Source organism: Nonomuraea sp. NPDC049378 (genome assembly GCF_055586745.1).
This window is the reverse complement of record NZ_JBVJHP010000016.1, coordinates 179,864-200,191: the sequence shown is the minus strand read 5'-3', so window position 1 is coordinate 200,191 and position 20,328 is coordinate 179,864. Positions and strand designations below refer to the sequence as shown.

Annotated in this window: 19 protein-coding genes; 6 read left to right on the top strand and 13 right to left on the bottom strand. The window is 69.2% G+C overall.

Translation table 11 applies throughout. The features are described 5' to 3' along the window. Window positions 1-6 precede the first annotated feature (6 nt). Window positions 7-327, top strand: coding sequence for a hypothetical protein (locus tag ACZ6SA_RS32460; protein ID WP_347621743.1), 321 nt, complete (start codon window positions 7-9; stop codon window positions 325-327). A gap of 171 nt (window positions 328-498) precedes the next feature. Beyond that, on the top strand, window positions 499-789 hold the full coding sequence (locus ACZ6SA_RS32455; RefSeq protein WP_347643770.1) for an MTH1187 family thiamine-binding protein: 291 nt from the start codon (window positions 499-501) through the stop codon (window positions 787-789). An 85-nt stretch (window positions 790-874) separates the two neighbouring features. On the opposite strand, the gene ACZ6SA_RS32450 is transcribed toward ACZ6SA_RS32455, so the two are convergent. Continuing rightward, the gene (locus ACZ6SA_RS32450; protein ID WP_465832499.1) at window positions 875-2,461 is read right to left on the bottom strand and encodes an alpha/beta hydrolase; all 1,587 of its coding nucleotides are present in this window, start codon (window positions 2,459-2,461) and stop codon (window positions 875-877) included. 243 nt (window positions 2,462-2,704) lie between these two features. Between ACZ6SA_RS32450 and ACZ6SA_RS32445 the strand changes: the two genes are divergently transcribed. Beyond that, window positions 2,705-3,478 carry a helix-turn-helix domain-containing protein gene (locus tag ACZ6SA_RS32445; RefSeq protein ID WP_347643768.1) on the top strand — a complete coding sequence of 258 codons (774 nt, stop codon included), beginning with the start codon at window positions 2,705-2,707 and terminating at the stop codon, window positions 3,476-3,478. A gap of 192 nt (window positions 3,479-3,670) precedes the next feature. Here the strand turns inward: ACZ6SA_RS32445 and ACZ6SA_RS32440 are convergent, their stop codons facing one another. Together ACZ6SA_RS32440 and ACZ6SA_RS32435 are read right to left on the bottom strand one after the other, a co-directional pair. Then, entirely contained in the window at window positions 3,671-3,886 is a 216-nt protein-coding gene (locus ACZ6SA_RS32440) for a heavy-metal-associated domain-containing protein (RefSeq protein ID WP_347643767.1), read from the bottom strand. Continuing rightward, window positions 3,883-4,320 carry a nuclear transport factor 2 family protein gene (locus ACZ6SA_RS32435; protein WP_465832496.1) on the bottom strand — a complete coding sequence of 146 codons (438 nt, stop codon included), beginning with the start codon at window positions 4,318-4,320 and terminating at the stop codon, window positions 3,883-3,885. The genes ACZ6SA_RS32440 and ACZ6SA_RS32435 overlap by 4 nt, the downstream gene beginning before the upstream one ends. 75 nt (window positions 4,321-4,395) lie before the next feature. Here ACZ6SA_RS32435 and ACZ6SA_RS32430 point away from each other — a divergent pair, with 75 nt between their 5' ends. The 3 genes from ACZ6SA_RS32430 to ACZ6SA_RS32420 all read left to right on the top strand — a co-directional run bounded on the left by ACZ6SA_RS32430 (window position 4,396) and on the right by ACZ6SA_RS32420 (window position 8,110). Continuing rightward, the gene (locus ACZ6SA_RS32430) at window positions 4,396-4,980 is read left to right on the top strand and encodes a TetR/AcrR family transcriptional regulator (protein WP_465832494.1); all 585 of its coding nucleotides are present in this window, start codon (window positions 4,396-4,398) and stop codon (window positions 4,978-4,980) included. Window positions 4,981-5,119: 139 nt separating this feature from the next. Then, the gene (locus ACZ6SA_RS32425) at window positions 5,120-6,412 is read left to right on the top strand and encodes a hypothetical protein (protein WP_465832492.1); all 1,293 of its coding nucleotides are present in this window, start codon (window positions 5,120-5,122) and stop codon (window positions 6,410-6,412) included. 102 nt (window positions 6,413-6,514) lie between these two features. After that, a complete protein-coding gene (locus tag ACZ6SA_RS32420; protein WP_465832490.1) occupies window positions 6,515-8,110 on the top strand; it encodes an FAD-dependent monooxygenase in 1,596 nt (531 codons plus the stop codon). A gap of 146 nt (window positions 8,111-8,256) precedes the next feature. On the opposite strand, the gene ACZ6SA_RS32415 is transcribed toward ACZ6SA_RS32420, so the two are convergent. The 10 genes from ACZ6SA_RS32415 to glgX form a co-directional block, all read right to left on the bottom strand. Further along, on the bottom strand, window positions 8,257-9,207 hold the full coding sequence (locus ACZ6SA_RS32415; protein ID WP_465832488.1) for a hypothetical protein: 951 nt from the start codon (window positions 9,205-9,207) through the stop codon (window positions 8,257-8,259). Window positions 9,208-9,467: 260 nt separating this feature from the next. Beyond that, window positions 9,468-10,010, bottom strand: coding sequence for a toxin glutamine deamidase domain-containing protein (locus ACZ6SA_RS32410; RefSeq protein ID WP_465832486.1), 543 nt, complete (start codon window positions 10,008-10,010; stop codon window positions 9,468-9,470). Window positions 10,011-10,166: 156 nt separating this feature from the next. After that, window positions 10,167-10,478, bottom strand: a complete 312-nt coding sequence (locus ACZ6SA_RS32405) for a YrhB domain-containing protein (protein ID WP_347643760.1) — start codon at window positions 10,476-10,478, stop codon at window positions 10,167-10,169. A 38-nt stretch (window positions 10,479-10,516) separates the two neighbouring features. After that, complete coding sequence (locus ACZ6SA_RS32400) at window positions 10,517-10,981, bottom strand: hypothetical protein (protein WP_465832484.1); 465 nt, start codon at window positions 10,979-10,981, stop codon at window positions 10,517-10,519. After that, window positions 10,981-11,301 carry a hypothetical protein gene (locus ACZ6SA_RS32395; RefSeq protein WP_465832482.1) on the bottom strand — a complete coding sequence of 107 codons (321 nt, stop codon included), beginning with the start codon at window positions 11,299-11,301 and terminating at the stop codon, window positions 10,981-10,983. Before ACZ6SA_RS32395 ends, ACZ6SA_RS32400 begins: the two co-directional genes overlap by 1 nt. Window positions 11,302-11,321: 20 nt before the next feature. Next, window positions 11,322-12,008, bottom strand: a complete 687-nt coding sequence (locus ACZ6SA_RS32390; RefSeq protein ID WP_465832480.1) for a hypothetical protein — start codon at window positions 12,006-12,008, stop codon at window positions 11,322-11,324. 906 nt (window positions 12,009-12,914) lie between these two features. After that, a complete protein-coding gene (locus ACZ6SA_RS32385) occupies window positions 12,915-14,135 on the bottom strand; it encodes an alpha/beta fold hydrolase (RefSeq protein WP_465832478.1) in 1,221 nt (406 codons plus the stop codon). A 127-nt stretch (window positions 14,136-14,262) separates the two neighbouring features. Continuing rightward, window positions 14,263-15,987, bottom strand: a complete 1,725-nt coding sequence (treZ, locus tag ACZ6SA_RS32380; protein WP_465832476.1) for a malto-oligosyltrehalose trehalohydrolase — start codon at window positions 15,985-15,987, stop codon at window positions 14,263-14,265. Then, complete coding sequence (gene treY, locus ACZ6SA_RS32375; protein WP_465832474.1) at window positions 15,977-18,121, bottom strand: malto-oligosyltrehalose synthase; 2,145 nt, start codon at window positions 18,119-18,121, stop codon at window positions 15,977-15,979. The genes treZ and treY overlap by 11 nt, the downstream gene beginning before the upstream one ends. Beyond that, entirely contained in the window at window positions 18,114-20,207 is a 2,094-nt protein-coding gene (gene glgX, locus ACZ6SA_RS32370; RefSeq protein ID WP_347643753.1) for a glycogen debranching protein GlgX, read from the bottom strand. The genes treY and glgX overlap by 8 nt, the downstream gene beginning before the upstream one ends. Window positions 20,208-20,328 lie beyond the last annotated feature (121 nt).

The following is a 20,328-nucleotide window of genomic DNA, read 5'->3' as shown; positions in this document are numbered from 1 at the left end:
ATCGCCATGAGTGATGAACCGAAATTCCTGCGTCTCACGGTCGAGCTGACCGTCGAGGTGCTCGATGTGGACGCGTTGCAGGCGGCGGCGCTGGCCGAGGTCCGGCACCCCGACGCCGATCTCACCGAGGAGGAGCGCACCGAGCAGGCCGAGCTCGTCTCCTCCGACGACTCCGGCGCCTCCGCGCTGCAGTGGCTGATCGAGCCCGACCACGTGCTGCAGCTCGTCGACCACATCACCGAGATCGAGCCGCGCGAGGCCGTGCTCGGCGTGGAGCCGTCCGAGGGGCCGAGCGAGGAAGAGGAAGAAGAGCACGACCACGGGTGACGTCCGGCGGCACGGTCAGCGGCGGCCACGGCGTTCGACGGCGTCGTGGCTCTTCGCGAAGCTGCCGCTACGATCGGGATCTCGCCGGCTCAGCCGGCCCCGGCAGGCCGAGCGTGAAGGAGCAGGAGCGGCTCCTGACCAGGTCCCCGGGTTCACCGCAGGAGGCACATAGTGATCGTCGCATTCTCCATCACCCCGCTCGGCGTCGGCGAAGGGGTCGCCGAGCCCGTCGCCCGTGCCGTCCAGGTGGTCCGCTCCAGCGGGCTGCCCAACCGCACCGACGCCATGTTCACCACGATCGAGGGCGAGTGGGACGAGGTGATGGACGTCGTCAAGCGCGCGGTGGACGCGGTGGCGGAGGTCGCACCCCGCGTGAGCCTGGTGCTGAAGGCCGACCTCAGAGAGGGTGTCACGGACGGCATGACGTCGAAACTGGAGTCCCTGGAACACCACCTCTCCTGAGCCCACCGTCGCGGCCGGATCGGTCTGGAGGGCGCTCCGGCCGTCTGGACGATAATGATCACGGCCGAAGGACGACGTCAGCGGCTCAGAGCTTGCACCGGGCCCCTTCGGCCGGGGACTCGAGGTCGATGAGGTAGGCGGCCACCGTCTTGTTGACACAGGCGTTGCCGGCCAGGAGGGCACCGTGCTGCTCGCCCTCGACGGTGAGCAGGCTGCCGCCGAGCGTCCTGGCCAGGTTGATGCCGCCCTCGTGCGGCGTCGCGGCGTCGCCCGTGACGGAGACCGTCAGCGTGTCGGGCAGGCCCTTGATGCCGGTGGCGTACGGGTAGCCGAGCGTCGGCTTGACCGGCCAGTACTCACAGCCGTCGCGTGCCTCCTTGATCGGGCGGCCGGGGTCGGAGAACGGCGCCGCCTTGAACCACGCCCGGTTCAGCGCGGTCTCCTCTTCCGGCGTGTGGCGATCCTCGTCCAGGCAGTTGATCGCCATCGTGGCTTCGAGCGAGTCGGAGTAGGCGCCGCCGGCAGTCCGCCCGTGGTAGGTGTCGCGCAGCTTCAGCAGGGTGTCGCCCTTGCCGGCCTCCAGTTCGGCCATGCCCGCGATCGCGGCGGGCCAGAGCGCCTCGCCGTACATCGCGAAGATCACTCCCTCGACCGCCTGTCCGTACGTCAGCCCGCGCCCGCCGGACGTCCGCGCCGGCTTGTCGATCAGCGGCCGGACGAGCTTCTGGAAGACCTTGGTTGCGCGGCCGGGGTCGGTGCCGAGCGGGCAGTCCGGCTTGGTGGCGCACGACGCGGCCATGCGCTCGAAGGAGCGCTGCATTCCGGTGGCCTGCTGGACGCGTCGCTCGTAGGTGTCCTTCAGCGGATCCATCGCCCCGTCGAGCACCAGCGCGCGTACCTTCTTCGGGAACATCTCCGCGTACACGGCGCCGAGCCGGGTGCCGTAGCTGGAGCCCGCGAAGGAGAGCTTCTCGTCGCCCAGGGCCTGGCGCAGCACGTCCATGTCCCGCGCGGCGTCGCGGGTGCCGACGTGCGCGAGCACCCGCTTGCCGCCGGAGCGCTTGGCGCACTGCCGAACGAGCCGGCGGGTCTCCTGCCTGGTCCAGTCGTCCACGCCGGCGGGGATCGAGGAGAGCTTCACGTCGCGCTCGCGCTCGGCATTCGTGAAGCAGTCGAGCGCCGGCTTCGAGGCGCCGACGCCGCGCGGGTCGAACCCGACAATATGGAAGCGCTCGGTGATCGGCGATGTCGCCCACGCGGCGGCGGTAAGGGCCGCGTGCTCCGTGCTGGGGAAGCCGGGGCCGCCGGGGTTCACCAGGAGCGACCCGATCGGGTCCTTGCCGCGCGCGGGGACGCGCAGCAGCGCCAGCTCCGCCTGCTTGCCCTTCGGGTTCCGGTAGTCGAGTGGCACCTTGAGCCGCGCGCACTCGGCTTTGACGGCCGGCGCGTCCGGCGTCGGTTTCGGCGCGTCGCACGGCTGGAACGTCGGCTTCTGCGCGTAGAAGCGGTCCAGGCCGGTGGCGGAGAGGGCGGGCTGCCGGCCGGCCTGACCGGTGCCGGAGGGGCCGAACCTGCCGCCCACCTGGCCGCCCGCCTGGTCTGCGCAGGCGCCGAGCAGCAGCGTCAGCGCCGCGACGCTCATGACGACGGCTGGTGGCTTGCGATATGACATGGACGTTCTCCATCGTCGAAGGTGCCGGTCCACAGGGGATGGGGCCGGATGCCCGAGCAGGCTCACGTCCAGTGCGCGGCACCGCGAAGGTCGTGAACGTGCTGTTTGACACCGACCTAACAGCGTGCCCTTGGGACACGGTCAAGGGGTGCCACACGACCGGTCACCGAGCTTGAGTGTGCCCCTGGGGCATGGTGTGGACTAAGACGCGGTGGCCGGCCGTGCACGAGAGGGAGGCGGAGAATGGCGTGGAGCACCCGGCAACTAGCCGATCTTGCCGGCTCGACGGTGAAGGCCATCCGGCATTACCACGAGCTCGGGCTGCTGGAGGTGCCCGAGCGCGCGGCCAACGGGTACAAGCAGTACAAGGTCGCGCACCTGATCCGGCTGTTGCAGATCAAGCGGTTGCGTGACCTTGGGGTGCCGCTGTCGCAGGTCGCGGCTATGGGACGGGCCGACCAGGAACCGGACGAGGCGATCCGGGCGCTGGACGCCGAGCTGGCGGCGACGATCGAACGGCTCAATCGCGTGCGCGCGGAGCTGGCCGTCATCCTGCGCCACCGCGCGCCGCTCCATGTGCCGCCCGGATTCGCTCCTCTCTCCCAAGAGCTCTCCGACACGAACCGGTCCCTGTTCATGGTCTATTCAACGGTGTTCAGCGAGGAGGGCCTGGAGGAATTCCGCCGGATCGTCGCCGTGCGCGACGACACCGGCGAGGAGTTCGAAGCCCTTCCCCCGGACGCCGGGGATGCCACGATCGACCGGCTTGCCGAGCGCATCCTGCCGGCTGTCCGCAAGATGCGGGAAGAGCACCCGTGGTCGAACGACCCGGTGGCGGATTCGCCACGAGGAGCGGAGCTGGCCGGAAACGCGATGGCACTTGCGGCAGCGGAGCTCTACAACCCGGCACAGCTACGCGTCCTGCAGCGCCTGCACCACCTCCTCGAACAGAGCACGGACACGAACGACGACGCTCTCCCCGGCCCGGGCCCGGACGTGCGCTCGGGCGAAGAGTGACGATCGACACGCTCGGAACCCCGTCAGGAAACTGCGCATCGCCATCGCCAGGGAAACTCGTCGCCCCGGACCCCGCATCATCATGCTGCGGCATCGTCGGCGGCGGCCACTGTCAGATGAGGTCGTGGCTCTGTCGGAGCTGCCGACGATCGAGACCTCCAGGCTCGGGAGACGCCGGCAGGTCCGGCAGGCTCAGACACGGGGGGCGGTGAGCTCGTAGCCCGCCTCCTCGACGGCGGCGCGCACATGCGCGAGCTCCAGCTCCCGGTCACTGGTCACCGAGACCCGGTCCGCCTCGACGTCCACGCTCACGGCGGTGACGCCGGGGACACGTTCGAGTTCCTCGGTGACGGCGTCCGCACAGTGCCCGCACGCCATGCCGATCACGGTGTAGGTGCTCGTGGTCACGCCGGCGCGTCCTGGTTGCCGAGCGCCGTCGCCTGGTCGCCCTTCCCTCCGGCCTGGACGGTGCGGGTGAGCATGTGCGACCTGCGCATCCGCCCGTCGTCGGTGAACTGCCCGAAGAAGTACACCTCCATAGCGAACTCCTTCTTGCGCTGCTGTACATGCAACGTGTAGCGCGCGGCGATCCGGTCGCCGTCCGCCACCGCCTCGTGCACCTCCATACGGCTGCTGGGCCGGTTCTTGCGCACCGGGCGGGTGTGCGCGATGAGTTTGTCCCGGTCCATCCGGTGGCCGTCTGCTATCTCGATGATGTCCGTGGTGTGGTAGCGGTCCACGATTTCCGCTGGATCCTCGTCGTCGCGCAGGAGCTCTTCGGAGAAGGAGGTGAAGAACTTGGTGATGAACTCTGCGGGGTCGCTGTCGCTGCATGGACGCATGGGGACTCCTGTCCGCGATAAGTTTGACAGCATGTAAGCTATACATAGTTGATTATCTTTGGCAACATGTAAGAAATGAGTTCATCCCCGGGCCGCACTCGCCGCGCCGACGCCCGACGCAGCAGGGCGGCCATCCTGGACGCGGCGATCCGGTTGCTCAACGCCCGGCCCGACGCCAGCGTCGACGCCATCGCCACCGCCGCGGGCGTGACCCGCCAGACCGTCTACGCCCACTTCCCCTCGCGCCAGCGGCTGCTGGCGGCGGTGCTCGACCGGCTCACCGAGGAGGCCGTGGACGAGATGGACGCCGCGGACCTCGGCACGGGGCCGGCCGCGGACGCGCTGCTGCGGCTGATCGACGCCGGCGCCAGGACGGCCGGGCGCTATCCCGTGCTGATGCAGAAGCTCGCCGCGCTGCCCGTTCCTCCGGGAGAGGACCAGGCGCGGCACACGGCGGTCGCCGACCGGCTCAAGCTCGTCATCGAGCGCGGCGTGCGGACCGGGGAGTTCGACGATCGCCTACCGGTCGACTGGCTGGTCGCGGCCACCATCACGCTGGGCCACGCCGCGAGCGAAGAACGCACTGCCGGACGCCTGACCGCCGCGGAGGCGGACGAGGCGCTCCGCGTCAGCCTGCTCCGGCTGCTCGGCGGGAAATGACCGTACGGCCGCTACTTCCGGGGCCGGTTACCCCTTTCGACGTCGGACCGGTCCCGGCCCACGGGTGATTCAATGTGCCGTCGCCAGAAATGCCTGCCTGGTCACCGCTGGAGATCAGGTCAGCAACTCGGAGGTACGGATGCGAAGACCGGTTCGTGACGTTGTCATCGCCTTGACCGCAGCGACTCTGGTGGCATCGTGCACCGCGAGCCCGACCGGGGCACCCGGCGACCTTGCGGCCAGCGACTCGCCGCCGGTCTCGCCCGCCCACAAGGCTCTCGACCTCAGTGGCGACCCACACGCCGCGGCCCCCCTGGCGTTCGACGACGAAGCCGCCCATGTCCTGCCGACCGGCCCCAAGGGCGTCCCCACCGTCGCCCTGCACGGGCGCGCAGCGTGGTTCTCGCACGCCTCTGGCGTGACGGTGTACGACCTGGCTTCGGGTAAGGCCGTCACCGACATCACCACCGAGAACACGCCCACGTATGACATGCCTGCGCCCCGCGAACTGAGCCAGAAGCAGGCCGAGATGATACGAAGCCGTGTGTCGACGCCGGAGCCGGTCCAGATCGGCGGCGCGCCAGCCATGATCACCGTCGTGCCGGTCAAGCTCGCTCCGCGGGGCGAGGGCTCAGCCCAGGCAGGGTTCGAGGTGATCGCGGCACGGGCGGACGACGGCAAGCCGATCTGGCGGCTGCCCGTGGACGTCTATGGCGAACCGACGGGCAAGCTGGGCGCACTCCTGGTGTCGGCCGTTGACGGCGCGGCGGCCGTCACCTGGACGGAGGACGGCTACTCGGCGGGCACCTTCGCGGTCTCCCTGGATGAGCCCCGCCTTCTGTGGCAGCGTGCGGGCTTCTGGATGATCGGGGGATACGACGGCGCATTGCTGGGGTTTCACCGAAATGCGGACGACAACTATGTGATGGCCGGTATCGCCGTCCCAGACGGCCGCGACCTGTGGCACAAGGAGGTGCCGGCCAACACCACCTGGGCGATCAGGGAGACCGGCGGCCCCTTGGCCAAGCTCGACGATGACGGCGACAAGGGACAGCTGATCGAGCTTGCGACCGGCGACATCGTCCTGTCCAAGCAGGGCGGCTTGACCAAGCGCATGCGATGCGATCGCGGCGAGGGCGGCACCGTCGATCTGTGCGCCTCGAAGCAGGACGGGGCCTTGGCGGTGGATGACGCCGGCAAGGTCTTGTGGCGCCGGTCGGCGGGCGACGGCCCGGACGACTGGAACGCCACCGCTGAGGCCGATTTCAAGGACCTGGCCTATGCCAAGGGCGAAGAGGGTGCGTTCGTCATCGACGCGCGTACCGGACGAACCGTCAGCACCGATGTGGGGGTCGCGCCCGATCGTGTCAACGCCTACGCCGCGCTCGTCTTCACCGACAAGGGCACGGAGGTCCACCACACCAAGCGCTGACCGGAACGGCGCGCATTTCGAGATATATCTTGACCATCCAACGGACGCGACATATCGTGTTGCCCACCAACGCGATAGTACGTGTTACGGAGGTGGCGGGCAATGGAGCGAGAGCGGGTGCCGATCCTCGTGGTCGGCGGCGGGTATGCGGGGCTGAGCGCGGCGGCGCTCCTGGCCTGGCGAGGCGTGCCGGTCATCCTGGTCGAACGGCACCCGGACACCTCCATCCAGCCCAAGGCCTTCGGCGTAGGACCGCGGGCGATCGAGCTGCTCCGCCCCGTGCCGGGCATCGAGCAGGAACTGAGCGACATCTGGGCAGGCATCGGCGACAACCTGCGCATCGCCATCGCCAGGGACCTCCGCGACCCGGATCCGCACATGATCATGGAGGACGAGGTCGAGGAGCTGGCCTTCCTGACCGACATCACCCCCGTGGCGAACGTCGGCGCACCCCAGGCCGAGATCGAGCGGGTGTTGCGGCGCAGGGCCGAAGCACTCGGCGCCGACCTGCGCTTCTCCACCGAGCTGGTCTCGCTCGACCAGGACGAGGACGGCGTCACGGCGCTGATCCGCGGCGAGGACGGGGAGCGCGTCGTGCGGGCGGACTACGTGGTGGCCGCCGACGGCTGTCGCAGCCCCGTACGCCGGATGCTCGGCGTGCCCACCTCGGGCAAGGGCGTGCTGGGCACCATGTGCTCGATCATGTTTGATGCCGACCTGACCGGGCTCGTCGAGGATCGTATGGTCACGCTCTGGTATCTGCAGAACGACGTCTTCACCGGCGCCATCCTCACCGGCACCGGAGTGGGGGCGCACGTGCTGGGCGTCAACCACGCCGAAGGCGAGAGCGCGGCCGACTTCACCGGCGAGCGCTGCGCCGAGCTGGTGCGGATCGCGACCGGGCGACCGGATCTCGACGTGCGCATCCTGGACAGGACGACGTTCGACCTGGGGCACGTGCTCGCCGACACCTATCGCGCCGGCCGGGTGTTCCTCGCCGGCGACGCTGCCCACACCATGCCGCCCACCGGCGGGCAGGGCGGCAGCACGGCGCTTCAGGACGGCTGCGACCTGGCCTGGCGGCTGTGGCTCGTCGTCACGGGCCAGGCAGGTCAGGACTTCCTCGACACGTACGACGCCGAACGCCGCCCCATCGGCTCCATGACCGCCGACGCCCAGCTCGCCAACCTGGGCGTCCGCATGCCTCCCGGCGCCCGCGAGGGCTATCCGGAGCCCTTCGAGGACACCGCGGCCTGGCTGATCGGACACCGCTACCACTCCACGGCGATCCTGAACGAACCCGGCGACGACGGCTCGATCCTGGAGGACCCCCGTGTCCCGCACGGGCGCCCCGGCAGCCGGGCCCCGCACGTGGTGCTCGACTGGGAGGGGCAGCGCATCTCCACCATCGACCTGTTCGGCTCCGGCTTCGTGCTGCTGGCCGCCAAGGAGGGTGGCCAGGCCTGGGTGGACGCCGGCCGCCAGGTCAAGGAACGGCTCGGCGTGCAGCTCACGCGGCTGCTCCTCGACGCCGAGCTCATGGACGTGACGGGACGGTTCCAGGAGGTGTACGGCGTCAACAGGGGCGGCGCCGTGCTCGTCCGGCCCGACGGCTATGTGGCCTGGCGCTCGCCCGACCCCGTCGAGGACCCGGCGGCCACCCTGGAAGGGGTCATGAGACAGATCCTCAGCCGCTGATCCATCACAGAACCCGAGGCGACCGGCCACGTCGGCGGCGGCAACCTGGCTCCCGCCGCGAAGGGGCCCGTCACACGACGAGCACCCGGGCCGACCCAGAAGAGTCCGTCACGCGAGGAGCACCTGGGCCACCCGGCAAGGGGTCGTCACGCGGCGAGGGTGGAGGACGGAGGGTGCATGCTCGTCAGGGAGGCGTGGGCGGTGCTCTGGGTGGCGCAGAGCCAGTCGTTGGTGGAGCCGGTGAAGCCCAGGGGCGGCCCGACCTTGAGGCAGGTGATCTGGCCGGTGCCGGGCGCGGGACCGACCTTCAACCGCCGGACCCCCGCGGGGCCCACGGCGTCGGCCTCGTAAGGGGTCAGCCGGACGCCGAAGGGGCAACCACCGTCGGGCTGGTCGCCTGACTGGATCTGGAGGAAGTCGTCGATCCGGCGCTCGGTTGCCCCCGGGTGGGCGGTGAGGTGGGCCAGGTGGTCGGCGACCAGGCGGCTGGCCACCGTGCGCAGGAGGTTGGTGGCGCACAGGTTGTGCGCGCAGGCGGCGCCGTCGAGGGTGATCTCGGGCAGGGCGAAGCGGCGCAGGCCGCGCGAGGTCACCCGGAGGCAGGAGGTGTCACCGGGATCCCAGGGCGCGCAGGCGGCGACCTCGTGCGTGCGGACGTCCCAGGCCAGCCAGTCGTCGTTGAGGTGGAACGCCGCGGGCTCGCCGGCGCACTGCCCGCAGGTGAGGATGGCCGCACCGGTCAAGGGGTCGATCAGCGGTCCGTCGCACTCGCGCGCCAGGGCTCTGGCCGCGGCCCTGGCGGCCTGCGCACTCGCGGGCAGCAGGTGCGGGGGCGCCGTGGCGGACACCACGACATGGTGTTTCGCCCGCCGAAGGCGACGCCTCTCCTCGTCGCCGAGGTTGGCGCCGGTCGGTTTCCACGGGGTCGGATGGTAGGTCGCGGTCAGGGCCCGGCTGCGCATCGCGACGATCACGGCCTTCCTGTGAGGGCCGGCGACGCGCCAGGGCAGGAACGCGTCGACGTCGAACCGCGTGTGCTCCATAACCACGACGAACCGGGACGTCAGCGTGCGGGGCAGGGGCAGGGTGATCTTCATGGGCGGCCTCCGGACGTTTCGAAGCGGTGAGGCGCTCAGGATCTGGGACGGCGGGTGAGCGAGAGCAAGTGGAGCGACGTTCTGTGGATGACGTCGAGTTATCCACAACGGGCGCACGACAGCCCTGCGTCCCCCGTGGACCAGCGCGTTGGTCACCGGTTCTGAGGCGATGAACTGAAAGTCCCGGATGGCCGGATGCTCACCCATCCAGCGTCCAAGCTCTCGACGGGAGCTGAGGTCGACACCAGCAGGTGCTGTTTCTAGTGCAGCCCTCGATCGGTCAGAGTGAAGCACCACTCTTCTGCGTCCAAACTGGTGGCGTCTCCTATCACCGAGGACTGACCATCGATCCACCACACCTTGTTATCGAGGTTGATCGCGTTGAAGGCGTGACCTCTACCACCGGATAGCACTTGCACCATCCCCTGGGCACGGTGCCCGGCATCCAGCAGCTCTTTCTCGATCGCCTGGGGACCCGCTATCGGAAAGGTATATAAAGTATTCCCTGGAGAGCGCCCTGCGACCCTGGCATCCCCGAGAAGAAGGGACCTGACAGCCAACGATACCTCGACGCAGTTATTCGTCCCCTTCAGCGGGTTGACGTACATAAACGGGAGGAGCATGTCGCTGGCCTTTTGAGGAACGCCGTTCGGGAACATGGTCATCAGCAGCTTCAGTTTGGCATGCGCATTCGCCAGGCGCGCCAGATCCTGCGCCGTGTGCGGTGCGTCCTTGAGGTACGCCACGCCGGGCGGGCGATAGTCGACGCCCTGGACCGGGCGCCGGGCCACCCCGGTGTTCACGCCCGACGAGTGGATGAAGTATGTCTCGTAGTATCTCTCGTCTGGCGTCCCCCTACCCGGCCGCAGAAACAACCCCACCGGTCGGAAGAGGCCGGGTGGCAGCCGTACCTCGAACCTACTCAACCCATATCACCCGGCGAGGAAAGATGATGCGGCTCATTCCTGACCCGTGGCGAACTTCTGCGGGTCAGCCTCGTACTCCGCGATCGCCTGACTGCGGGACAGGTACGAGGGGAACGTTATGATGCGTCCGCTGTCCCGCAGCACGAGTACGGGGCCTGCCCCCACCAAAGCGTGACGATAATCTCCTGTCCTGCGGAACGCCGCCGTCGTATAGGTGAACACCCAACCGTACGCACGTTCCACTGCGGCGGCGTTCACCACGATCCCATCGCCTGGCGGCCCGTCGATGTACACGCTGTTCAGATAGCGCTCCAGAAGTGCCCGCGCGCCAGCTTCGCTGATCATCACACCTCTTTCGATTCCGGCAACCAACAGCGGCGCGGTCAGGCCAAGACGGCGTTGGCGGCGGTGTTGGTCATCCGGTCGATGGCGAGCCGGAATGTCCGCTGGACGGCGGGCGCCGCCATACCCCCGCCGGACACGAGCGCAGCTGCGGCCAGCGCGTAGTAGTACAGTGTGAAGGCTTTATGCGCGAGCACGAGCAGCGCGCCGGCGTGCAGCCCGAGAGCGGCGGCACGCACTCCGGTCGTTGCGTCGGTGAGATTGTTGCTGGCTCCCTCGGGGTGGGAGAAGTCTTCCGTGAAGGCGGTGACGCCCTCCCCCCGGCTGCTGGCCGCAAGGGCCTTCACATGGCCGTCTCCGTCGGCCAGCAACTCGCGGAGCCGACCGGCCTGCAGATCGTGCGCCTTGCCCAACTCCATGCAGGCGTTCTCGTCGCCGTCAGGAAAGACACAGCCGAGGAATGCCTCGATCGCGGCGAGCTGTCCTTCGGGAAGTCCAAGACCCACTACACCCTCACACTGTCGATGGCGGAGGCGGACTCCGCTTCGGCCGACTGGTATTGAGCGGTCATGAACTGCAGGCCCTGAGGATAGCCGTGGTAATCATCCAGATTGCTCCGGGTACATTCCTCAATCAATCCCAGTGCGGTCTCGTAGCACATGCCGATCGTCTGGCCGAGGGCATTGTTCATCCCCCACGGCTGCCCGTAGGACTTCACATCCTCTACAAATGCCTGAGCCAGGGCTGACGCCTGCTGGCCGACATTGACGAGGCCCTCGGTGGACCGGCCGAACTGCGCGTGGTCGAGGTCTACTTCAGCTTCCATGCAGCGTCTTCTCTCCGTCATCACCCGCGAGCGATGCTCGACATGAACGCGGCCAGCGCTTCCCCGTACGATCGCATGTGGGCCATGCCCGATTCCCGCAGACCATGGATTCGCGCCTCGATCAGATCGGGGTCGGCGCCGACGGCTCCGCGGTGCTCGCGAGACCTCACCGCCGCCTCGTCCATCGCCTGGTTGACCGCCTGCTCCAGGTATCCGCTCAGCTCCGGTGTCGTGCGCATCGCCCGTTGGTCAATGGTCACGGCCACGAGTCTCGGACCCGGCCCGCTGATCACCCGGACCGTGCCCCGGCCGCCCGTCCCTTCGCCCAGCAGTTCGTCCGCCTCGCTGTCTGGCACGCCGCCGATGGTCTCCAGGAGGTCGATCACCTCGTCGAACGTGTGCCGAAAGTCCATGACCGGCATGTCGGAGGCGACGTCCGCCTCCCGCCGGAGCTGGTCAGCGCTCGCCTGCATCGCGTTCGTGAGGACCCACATCCGCTCCCCGACCTCGTCGCGGAGTTCCCGCATCTGCCCGGCCACGGCCAGTGGATCGATCATCGGAACGGGGGTCTGGCCGGTGGACCGAGCGGCGAAGTCCTCTAGCGCGGTGTTGACGGCGGCCAGCACGTGCTCCGCCAGTTTCCCCGGAGCCAGCAGCATCGACCGCGCGTGGAGGTCGATCGATTCGAGACGGCCATCCTCGATCACCGCCCGGACACGGCCCGCCGTACCGATTCCACGAACGCTACGCAATCCATCCCACCTGAAACGATATTCCTCATCCGTAATTGCGGAAGAGGATCTTACTGGCCTTGTCGTCGAAGGATTGTTGACCGGAGTTCTTCGTCAGGTCGGTGTCCTCGGAGTACGGCCTGGCGATATAGTCCGACTGGTTATCGCTCCTGCTTCATCCAAATGAACGTAGTATCTGGTGTGGATCTTCAACGAACCCGCACCGTTGTCGACCGACCGACTGGTGCCATGCCATTGATTGTTCCTCAGGTCACCGTCACCTGTCTTGAAACAGACTGCGCCGCCCCCGTAATTGTCATGCCTTCAAAGGCAGAAGGACCCCCGCAGCCGACGACGACCGGGAATCGGCGTGCACCGCCGCAATCCCAGGCACCCCCACCACGGCGACCGCCGCAGGCAAAGATCCGATAACGACCTTCTTTATGAACACCCCTTTCCGTTGTGCACGCATGCCAGCGCCCGGCCGGGGAATCACCCATGCGTTTCGTTCGGAAATCGCGCAGCAAAATTCCGCATACCCTGTCTCAGCCATGCCGGCACTGAAGTCGTGCCGTCCGGGCAAATGATGTGACCGGCACGTGACAGAGACCCTACCGATGGGCGCGAGCCGCTACGGCAGAATGCGAGGCCAGAAATCCCTCGGTTTGGGACAGACCAGGGTGTCCCAGCAGGCATCTTCCGGCGCGGGGTCTCAGGCGTGCCTGTACGCCGCCAGACTGCCGATGTGGGCCTCTTAGCGGGTGAGCAGATGTCCGCAGAACAGCGAGACCTTTTTTGCCGGGGGTCCGTCATCCGGCGCGGTCAGAACTACGTGGTCATGGCGGTCCGCGAGGGCGAACAGGCAAGCCGTGCTCGTCCCGCTCAACGCGTGATCTGGCCGCGCAGGAAGGCGGTGACCAGTTCCCCGTACTCGCCGGGCCGGTCGTGGGCGATGTCGTGGCCGGATCCGTCGATCGCGCGGAAGACGGCGTTCGGCAGCACGTCGGCGTACTCGCGGGCGACCTCGGGCGCCAGGTAGTCGCATGAGCCGCGCAGCACCAGCGTGGGGACGTTGATCCGGCGCAGCGCGGGCCGGGGGTCGGCGACCCGGCCGGCGTCGCGCGAGGTCATGGCGTTGGCCCAGAAGCCCAACCCCGGCTGCGGCACCCGCAGCGGCCGGCCGGGGCATCCCGCCCGCATGTCGAGCCCTCCGACGAGGGACTCGAAGTCGCCGTCCGCCGCGTCGTCCGGCAGGAGGGCGTGGGCGGTGCGTGGCCCCGCGACCTCCATGAGCACGTGCGCCAGCAGTAAGCGCGGGTGCTCCCACACCACCCGGTTCTGGTCGCGCAGCCCGCCCTCCGTCATCTGCCGATTGTCCGGGAAGGCGGGAGACCACATGGTTCCCGGCGAGGCCACGACCGCGCGGGCCACCCGGTCGGGATGCGCGGCCAGGTAGGAGGCGACGAGCTGACCGCCCCAGGAGACACCGGCCAGCACGACGCGGTCGGCGCCGATGGCGGACCTGACGGCGTCCAGGTCGGCCACGTGCCGGGCGATCGTGTAGCCGCGCACGTCGGACAGGCGGCTGGACAGGCCCGCACCCACCTGGTGGTAGGCGTACACGTCGAAGCCCGCGGCGGCGAGCGCGGGTGCGAGCGGCGACGGCTCGGCGTCCGGCGCGCCCGGCCCACCGTGCACGAGGATCACCGGCGTGTCCTGGTGCTCGCCCTGGGCGGGGGTGCGCGTGTAGGCGATGCGCGAGCCGGTCGGCAGGTCCCAGTACTGTGTGCCGGGCCCGGCCACGATCGGCCGGTACGGCGACCCGCCGAAGAGCAGGCCCGCGAGGGGCACCGCCACGGCCGCCAGTTCGGCCCCGGCGACCGCGATCGGCACCCAGCGCCGTACCTGTGAGCCCGCCACTCGGCCTAGCGCCGACCGGCACGACCACCAGACAACGCCCGCCAGCACCGGCGCGGCCACGGCCAGCGCGATGTATCGGTTGCCGCTCGCCGCGGCGGCGGCCCACAGCGCGCCGAGCCCCGCCGCGAGCCCGGCCGGGACCGCCAGGACGATGAGCAGCCCGGCCGCTGCCTTTGCTCTCACTCCGGCGCGCTCGTTGCCGGCTGCACGGCCCGGCCCACCGCCCGAATCGCCCATGCCACGTCAACGTGTGACCGTGTCGTTTTTCTCCGCCGTCGAAGCCCGAGCTGAGATCCGGGGTCAGGCACCTTCATGCCTCCGGGGGTGCGGGCGGGCGGCAGATCAGCAGTGACTGGCCCGGCAGGCGCACCCCCTCTTCATCGGCCGCCACCGGCTCGTCCGAGGCCAGGACGATCGTTCCCGGCGTCAGGGGCAGCGTCACCGAGTCCGTGGCGAAGTTCACCAGCACGGCCAGCGAGCCCCGCCACATGATCAGCCAGGTGCCGTGCGGGTCCGTCTGCACGCGCACCCGGTCGAGCCGGGGGTCCGACAGCTCGGGCAGGGCCCTGCGCAGCGCGATCAGGTCGCGGTACCAGCACAGCAGCGACCAGTGCGCCTCCTCCTTGACCTCGCCCCAGTCGAGTTTGCAGCGCAGGAACGTCTCCTCCTCGGAGGGGTCCGGCGCGTTCCACGCGTACCCGAACCCCTCGAACTCCCGCTCGCGCCGCGCCGCCTCGGTTTCGCGCAGCCGGGGCTCGACGTGGTCGGAGAAGAACAGGAACGGCGAGCGCGCCCCCCACTCCTCGCCCATGAACAACATCGGGGTGAACGGCGAGGTCAGCAGCAGCCCGGCGCCCAGCTTGAGCGCGGGCATCGGCAGCCGGTCTCCCTGCGGCCGGTTGCCGATCTGGTCGTGGTTCTGCAGGCAGGCGACCAGCCGGTGTCCGGGGACGCCCGCGTAGGAGCGCCCGTGGGAGCGCCCGCGGAAGCTGGAATGGGACCCGTCGTGCACCACCCCCGACGTCAGCGCCTTGGCCAGCGCGGGCAGCCGCGCGAAGTCCTGGTAGTAGCCGTGGGACTCGCCGCTCACCGCGCAGTGCAGGGCGTGGTGGACGTCGTCGTCCCACTGCGCCGTCATGCCGAGCCCGCCGGCCTCCGGTGGGCGCACCATGCGGGGGTCGTTGAGGTCGGACTCGGCGATCAGCGTCAGCGGCCTGCCGACGAAGCACGCCAGCGCGTCCACCTCCTCCGACAGCTCGGCCAGCAGGTGTTCGGCGCGCTTGTCGTGCAGCGCGTGCACGGCGTCCAGGCGCAGCCCGTCGATGTGGAAGTCGCGCAGCCACTGCACCGCGTTGCCGATGAGGTAGCGCCGCACCTCGTCGGAGCCGGGCCCGTCCAGGTTGACCGCTTCGCCCCAGTAGCTCCCCTCAAATCCGGCAAAGTACGGGCCGAAGGGCCGCAGGAAGTTCCCCGACGGCCCGAGGTGGTTGTAGACGACGTCGAGGATGACCGCGATCCCCGCCCGGTGGCACGCGTCCACGAACGTCTTGAGCCCGTCGGGCCCTCCGTACGTCTCGTTGACCGCGTACAGGTCGACTCCGTCGTAGCCCCAGTTGCGCCCGCCCGGCACGGGAGCGACCGGCATGATCTCCACGAAGTCGACGCCGAGCTCGACCAGGTGTTCCAGCTTCTCCACGGCCGCCGCGAACGTGCCCTCAGGCGTGAACGTGCCGACGTGCAGCTCGTAGATCACCGCCCCGCGCAGGTCGCGGCCCTTCCAGTCGTGGTCGGACCAGAGGAAGCGGTCGTGGTCGTAGACGGCGCTCGGCCCGAAGACGCCCTCGGGCTGGCGGCGGGAGCGCGGGTCGGGGTAGGGCCCGCCGCTGTCCACCAGGAAGGCGTACGTCGTGCCGTGGCCCGCCTCGGCCACGTCGGCCGACCACCATCCTCCCTCACCGGGGGTCATCGCCCGGCGCCCGTCCATGACGTCCACCTCGACTGCCGTGGCCTTGGGCGCCCAGACCTCAAAGATCATGTCTCTCCAGGAGTGCGACCGGATACTGACCGAGCAGGTGTGCGAGCGGGACGCGCCCGGTGTGCCGGACGCCGGTGAGCAGGTCGCGCCAGGCCCCCGCGGGCAGCGTCAGCGTCGTGGCGCCCCAGCCCGTCGCGGCCAGGCGTACGGGGAGCCTGGTGGCGACGGCGACCGCGCCCGGCCGCTCGCCGGAGCCCTCGCCGCCCCTGGCGAAGGCGATCACGTGCTCCGCCGCCTGCCCTTCCGCCGGCAGCGGCAGGTACGCCCCCGCGCCGCCGAGCCGCCGGCGCAGCCGCAGCGCCTGGGTGGTCACCAGCTGTTTGGCCGTGTCCCATGCGGTCACGGGCTTGGGCGGGAAGGACACCGGACGCCGGTTGTCCGGGTCGACCAGCGAGAAGTCGGTGATCTCGTTGCCCTGGTAGACGTCAGGCACGCCGGGCATCATGAGCTGGACGAGCTTGGCCCCGAGGGAGTTGGACATCGCGTACGGCTCGATGCGCGCGGTGAACTCCCCCACCGGCAGCCGCACGGCCGCCTCGGCGAAGTCCCGCAACTTTCGCTCATAAGACGGATCCGGATTTTTCCAGGAAATAGCGGTTTTCGCCTCGCGAGCGGCCTTCAGCAGGTAGTCCGAGAACCGCTCGGCCGAGATCGGCCACGCCGCCATCAGGTTCTGCCAGGCCAGGTAGTCGAGGCACGGGTCGAAGCTCAGCGCCGACGACCACTCCGACACGGCCTCGGCCCACTCGTCCGGCAGTTCCGACACCACCGACAGCCGGGCCCGCACATCCTCCGACCGTTTCGTGTCGTGCGTGGACAGGGTGGTCATCGTGTACGGCCGCAGCCCCGCGCAGAACTCGTGGAAGTCCTCCACCGGGACGCCGAACACGTCGGGCTCGCCGCCCACCTCGTTGAGGCAGGCCAGCGGGTACCACCGGTAGAGCGCCGTGTCCTCGACGCCCTTGGCCATGACCGGGCCGCACGCCTGCTGGAAGCGGATGATCGCCTCGGCGGAGCCGTACAGGACCTCGCGGACGAGGGGGCGCACGGCAGGAGAGCACGCCTCGGCGGCCAGCTCGACGATCTCGACGGACTCGGGCGGGGGCTCCTCCCCCGGCACGATGTACGCGCGGTAGACCGGCATCGCGGCGAGCAGCTCGCGCACGGCGGCGGGGTCGCAGGAGGCGGCCCTGGCCAGCCGGTCCACCTCGGAGCCGAAGAACAGGTCGAGCACCTCGCGCTTGGCCCGCGCCATCACCGGGCGGTAGTCCGCCGGCTGCCCGGTCCGCTCGCTGAAGAGCCGGACGAGCGGCTCCTTGCCCGCCGGGTCGACGAACAGGCCGTTGACGCGGTTGAGCACGTCGTAGCCGGTGGTGCCGTCGCAGGCCCAGTCGTCCGGCAGCTGCTCGGGACCGATGAGGATCTTCTCCACGACCGTCCACGCGCTGCCCGCGCGCCTGCGCAGCCGTTCGAGATAGCCGCGCGGGTCGGCGAGCCCGTCGGGGTGATCGACCCGCAGGCCGTCAACCAGCCCCTCGTCGAGCAGCCAGAAGATCACCTCGTGCGTGGCGAACAACACCGCCGGGTCCTCGACCCGCAGCCCTATTAATGACGACACGTCGAAGAAGCGCCGGTAGCCGGGGCCCTCGCGCCAGCCGGCCAGCCGGTAGTGGCCGGGGTGGGGGAAGGCGTGCTCGTGGTAGCGCAGCACGTCGCCGTCCACGACGGGCTCGACGTCGTCCCCCAGGACGGGCAGCGCCACCGTCCCGTCGACCCAGTCGATGTCGAACCACCGCGCGTACGGCGAGGCGGGTCCGTCCTTCAGCACCGACCAGAACCGCGCGTTCACCGTGTTCATGTGGTTGGGCACGATGTCCACGACCACGCCCAGGTCGTGCGCGGCCAGGTGCTGGGCCATCTCCCTGAACCCGCTCGCCCCGCCGAACTCGTCCCTGATCCTGGAATGGTCGGTGACGTCGTAGCCGTGGCGCGACTGCGGGGTCGACTGCAGGATCGGCGACAGGTAGACGTGGCTCACGCCGAGGTCGCGCAGGTAGCCGGCGATCTCCGCCACCTGGGCGAACCCGAAGTCGGGCGTCAGCTGCAACCGGTAGGTCGACGTGGGCCTAGACACGGCGCAGCACCTGCACGCTGCGGCCCGGCACCGCGACCGCCTCGCCCGCCCGGCACATCCGCGCGCCCACGTCGATGGGCATGGCCGTGTCGATCTCTGTGTGCCACATCTCGCCGTAGTCCTTGGGGATCGTGAACTGGATCGTGTCGTGGTGCGCGTTGAACAGCAGCAGGAACGAGTCGTCCCTGATCGGACGGCCGCGCCGGTCGGGCTCGGTGATGGCCTCGCCGTTGAGGAAGACCGCCAGCGACTTCGCGTACCCCACGTTCCAGTCGCTGTCGGTCATCTCCTCCCCCGAGGGGGTGAGCCAGGCGATGTCACTCAGCCCGCGTACCGGCTTGCCGTAGAAGAACCTCCTGCGCCGGAAGACGGGATGTCTCTTGCGCAGCTCGGCCAGGCTCTGGGTGAACTCCAGCATCAGCCAGTTCTCCCTGATGTCCGACCAGTCGACCCAGGTCAGCGCGTTGTCCTGGCAGTAGCCGTTGTTGTTGCCCTGCTGCGTGCGGCCCAGCTCGTCGCCGTGCGAGAGCATCGGCACGCCCTGGGAGAGGAAGAGCGTGGTGAGGAAGTTCCGCTTCTGCTGCTCGCGCAGCGTCTCGACGGCGTCGTCCGCCGGCCCCTCCGCGCCGCAGTTCCACGAGCGGTTGTCGTCGGTGCCGTCGCGGTTGCCCTCCTTGTTGGCCTCGTTGTGCTTGCCGTCGTACGAGACGAGGTCCTGCAGGGTGAAGCCGTCGTGGCAGGTGACGAAGTTGATCGAGGCCGCGGGGCGGCGGCTGTCGGCCTGGTAGAGGTCGCTCGACCCGGTGAAGCGGGAGGCGAACTCCGGCATCGTGGCCGGCTGCCCGCGCCACAGGTCGCGGATCGTGTCGCGGTAGCGCCCGTTCCACTCCGTCCACCGCGACGGGAAGTTGCCCACCTGATAGCCGCCTGGACCCACGTCCCACGGCTCGGCGATCAGCTTGACCTGCGACAGCACCGGGTCCTGCTGCACCAGGTCGAAGAACGAGCTCAGCCGGTCGACCTCGTGCAGCTCCCGAGCCAGCGTCGAGGCCAGGTCGAAGCGGAACCCGTCGACGTGCATCTCGATGACCCAGTAGCGCAGCGAATCCATGATCATTTGAAGGACGTGCGGCGAGCGCATGAGCAGGCTGTTGCCCGTGCCGGTGGTGTCGACGTAGTAGCGCTTGTCGTTCTCGACCAGCCGGTAGTAGTCGGGGTTGTCGATGCCCCTGAACCCCAGCGTCGGCCCGAGGTGGTTGCCCTCGGCGGTGTGGTTGTAGACGACGTCCAGGATGACCTCGATGCCCGCCTCGTGCAGGCCCCGCACCATCGCCTTGAACTCCAGCACCTGCCCGCCGCGCTGCCCCTGGCTGGAGTAGCGGTTGTGCGGCGCGAAGAACCCGATCGAGTTGTAACCCCAGTAGTTGGACAGGCCCCGCTGCTCAAGGATGTGGTCGGTGACGAACTGGTGCACCGGCATCAGCTCAAGGGCCGTCACGCCCAGCTTCGTCAGATGGTCGAGGATCTCCGGGTGGTGCAGGGCCGCGTACGTACCGCGCAGATGCCTGGGGATCTTCGGGTGGCAGATCGTCAGCCCCCGCACATGAGCCTCGTAGATCACGGTGTCGTGGTACGGCCTCGCGGGCGGCCGGTCGTGCCCCCACCCGAAGAACGGGTTGATCACGATGGACCGTGGCACGTAGGGGGCCGAGTCGAGGTCGTTCCTGGTGTCCGGCTGGCCGAAGCGGTAGCCGTACACCGCCTCGTGCCAGCGCACCCCGCCCTCGATGGCCATCGCGTACGGGTCGAGCAGCAGCTTGGCCGGGTTGCACCGCAGCCCGTGCGCCGGATCGTGAGGGCCGTGGACGCGGTAGCCGTAGCGTTGACCCGGGCCGATCCCCGGCAGGTAGCCGTGCCAGATGAACCCGTCCACCTCGGTGAGCGGCACCCTGGACTCGGTGTTGTCCTCGTCGAACAGGCACAGTTCGACCTTGTCGGCGACCTCGGTGTAGAGCGAGAAGTTGGTGCCCGCGCCGTCATAGGTCGCCCCGAGTGGATAGGGGTCTCCCGGCCAGATCTCGATCATCGAGGCTCCCTTGCGGTCTCTCCCCATGTTCTGTTCCCCTGCTCCCCCGGACAAGCCCGGACCCCAGTGATGACCTTGTACCTTCCCCCCAACGCCTCTTCATTACTCCGCTGAACGTTCA

Bases quoted from the DNA above. Each gene is read 5' to 3' on its own strand.
- ACZ6SA_RS32415 (WP_465832488.1), bottom strand. From the start codon at position 9,207: ATGAAGATCACCCTGCCCCTGCCCCGCACGCTGACGTCCCGGTTCGTC.
- ACZ6SA_RS32405 (WP_347643760.1), bottom strand. From the start codon at position 10,478: ATGATCAGCGAAGCTGGCGCGCGGGCACTTCTGGAGCGCTATCTGAAC.
- treZ (WP_465832476.1), bottom strand. From the start codon at position 15,987: ATGATCTTTGAGGTCTGGGCGCCCAAGGCCACGGCAGTCGAGGTGGAC.
- ACZ6SA_RS32445 (WP_347643768.1), top strand. From the start codon at position 2,705: ATGGCGTGGAGCACCCGGCAACTAGCCGATCTTGCCGGCTCGACGGTG.
- ACZ6SA_RS32435 (WP_465832496.1), bottom strand. From the start codon at position 4,320: ATGCGTCCATGCAGCGACAGCGACCCCGCAGAGTTCATCACCAAGTTC.
- ACZ6SA_RS32430 (WP_465832494.1), top strand. From the start codon at position 4,396: ATGAGTTCATCCCCGGGCCGCACTCGCCGCGCCGACGCCCGACGCAGC.
- ACZ6SA_RS32420 (WP_465832490.1), top strand. From the start codon at position 6,515: ATGGAGCGAGAGCGGGTGCCGATCCTCGTGGTCGGCGGCGGGTATGCG.
- ACZ6SA_RS32450 (WP_465832499.1), bottom strand. From the start codon at position 2,461: ATGTCATATCGCAAGCCACCAGCCGTCGTCATGAGCGTCGCGGCGCTG.
- ACZ6SA_RS32460 (WP_347621743.1), top strand. From the start codon at position 7: ATGAGTGATGAACCGAAATTCCTGCGTCTCACGGTCGAGCTGACCGTC.
- ACZ6SA_RS32395 (WP_465832482.1), bottom strand. From the start codon at position 11,301: ATGGAAGCTGAAGTAGACCTCGACCACGCGCAGTTCGGCCGGTCCACC.
- glgX (WP_347643753.1), bottom strand. From the start codon at position 20,207: ATGATCGAGATCTGGCCGGGAGACCCCTATCCACTCGGGGCGACCTAT.
- ACZ6SA_RS32425 (WP_465832492.1), top strand. From the start codon at position 5,120: ATGCGAAGACCGGTTCGTGACGTTGTCATCGCCTTGACCGCAGCGACT.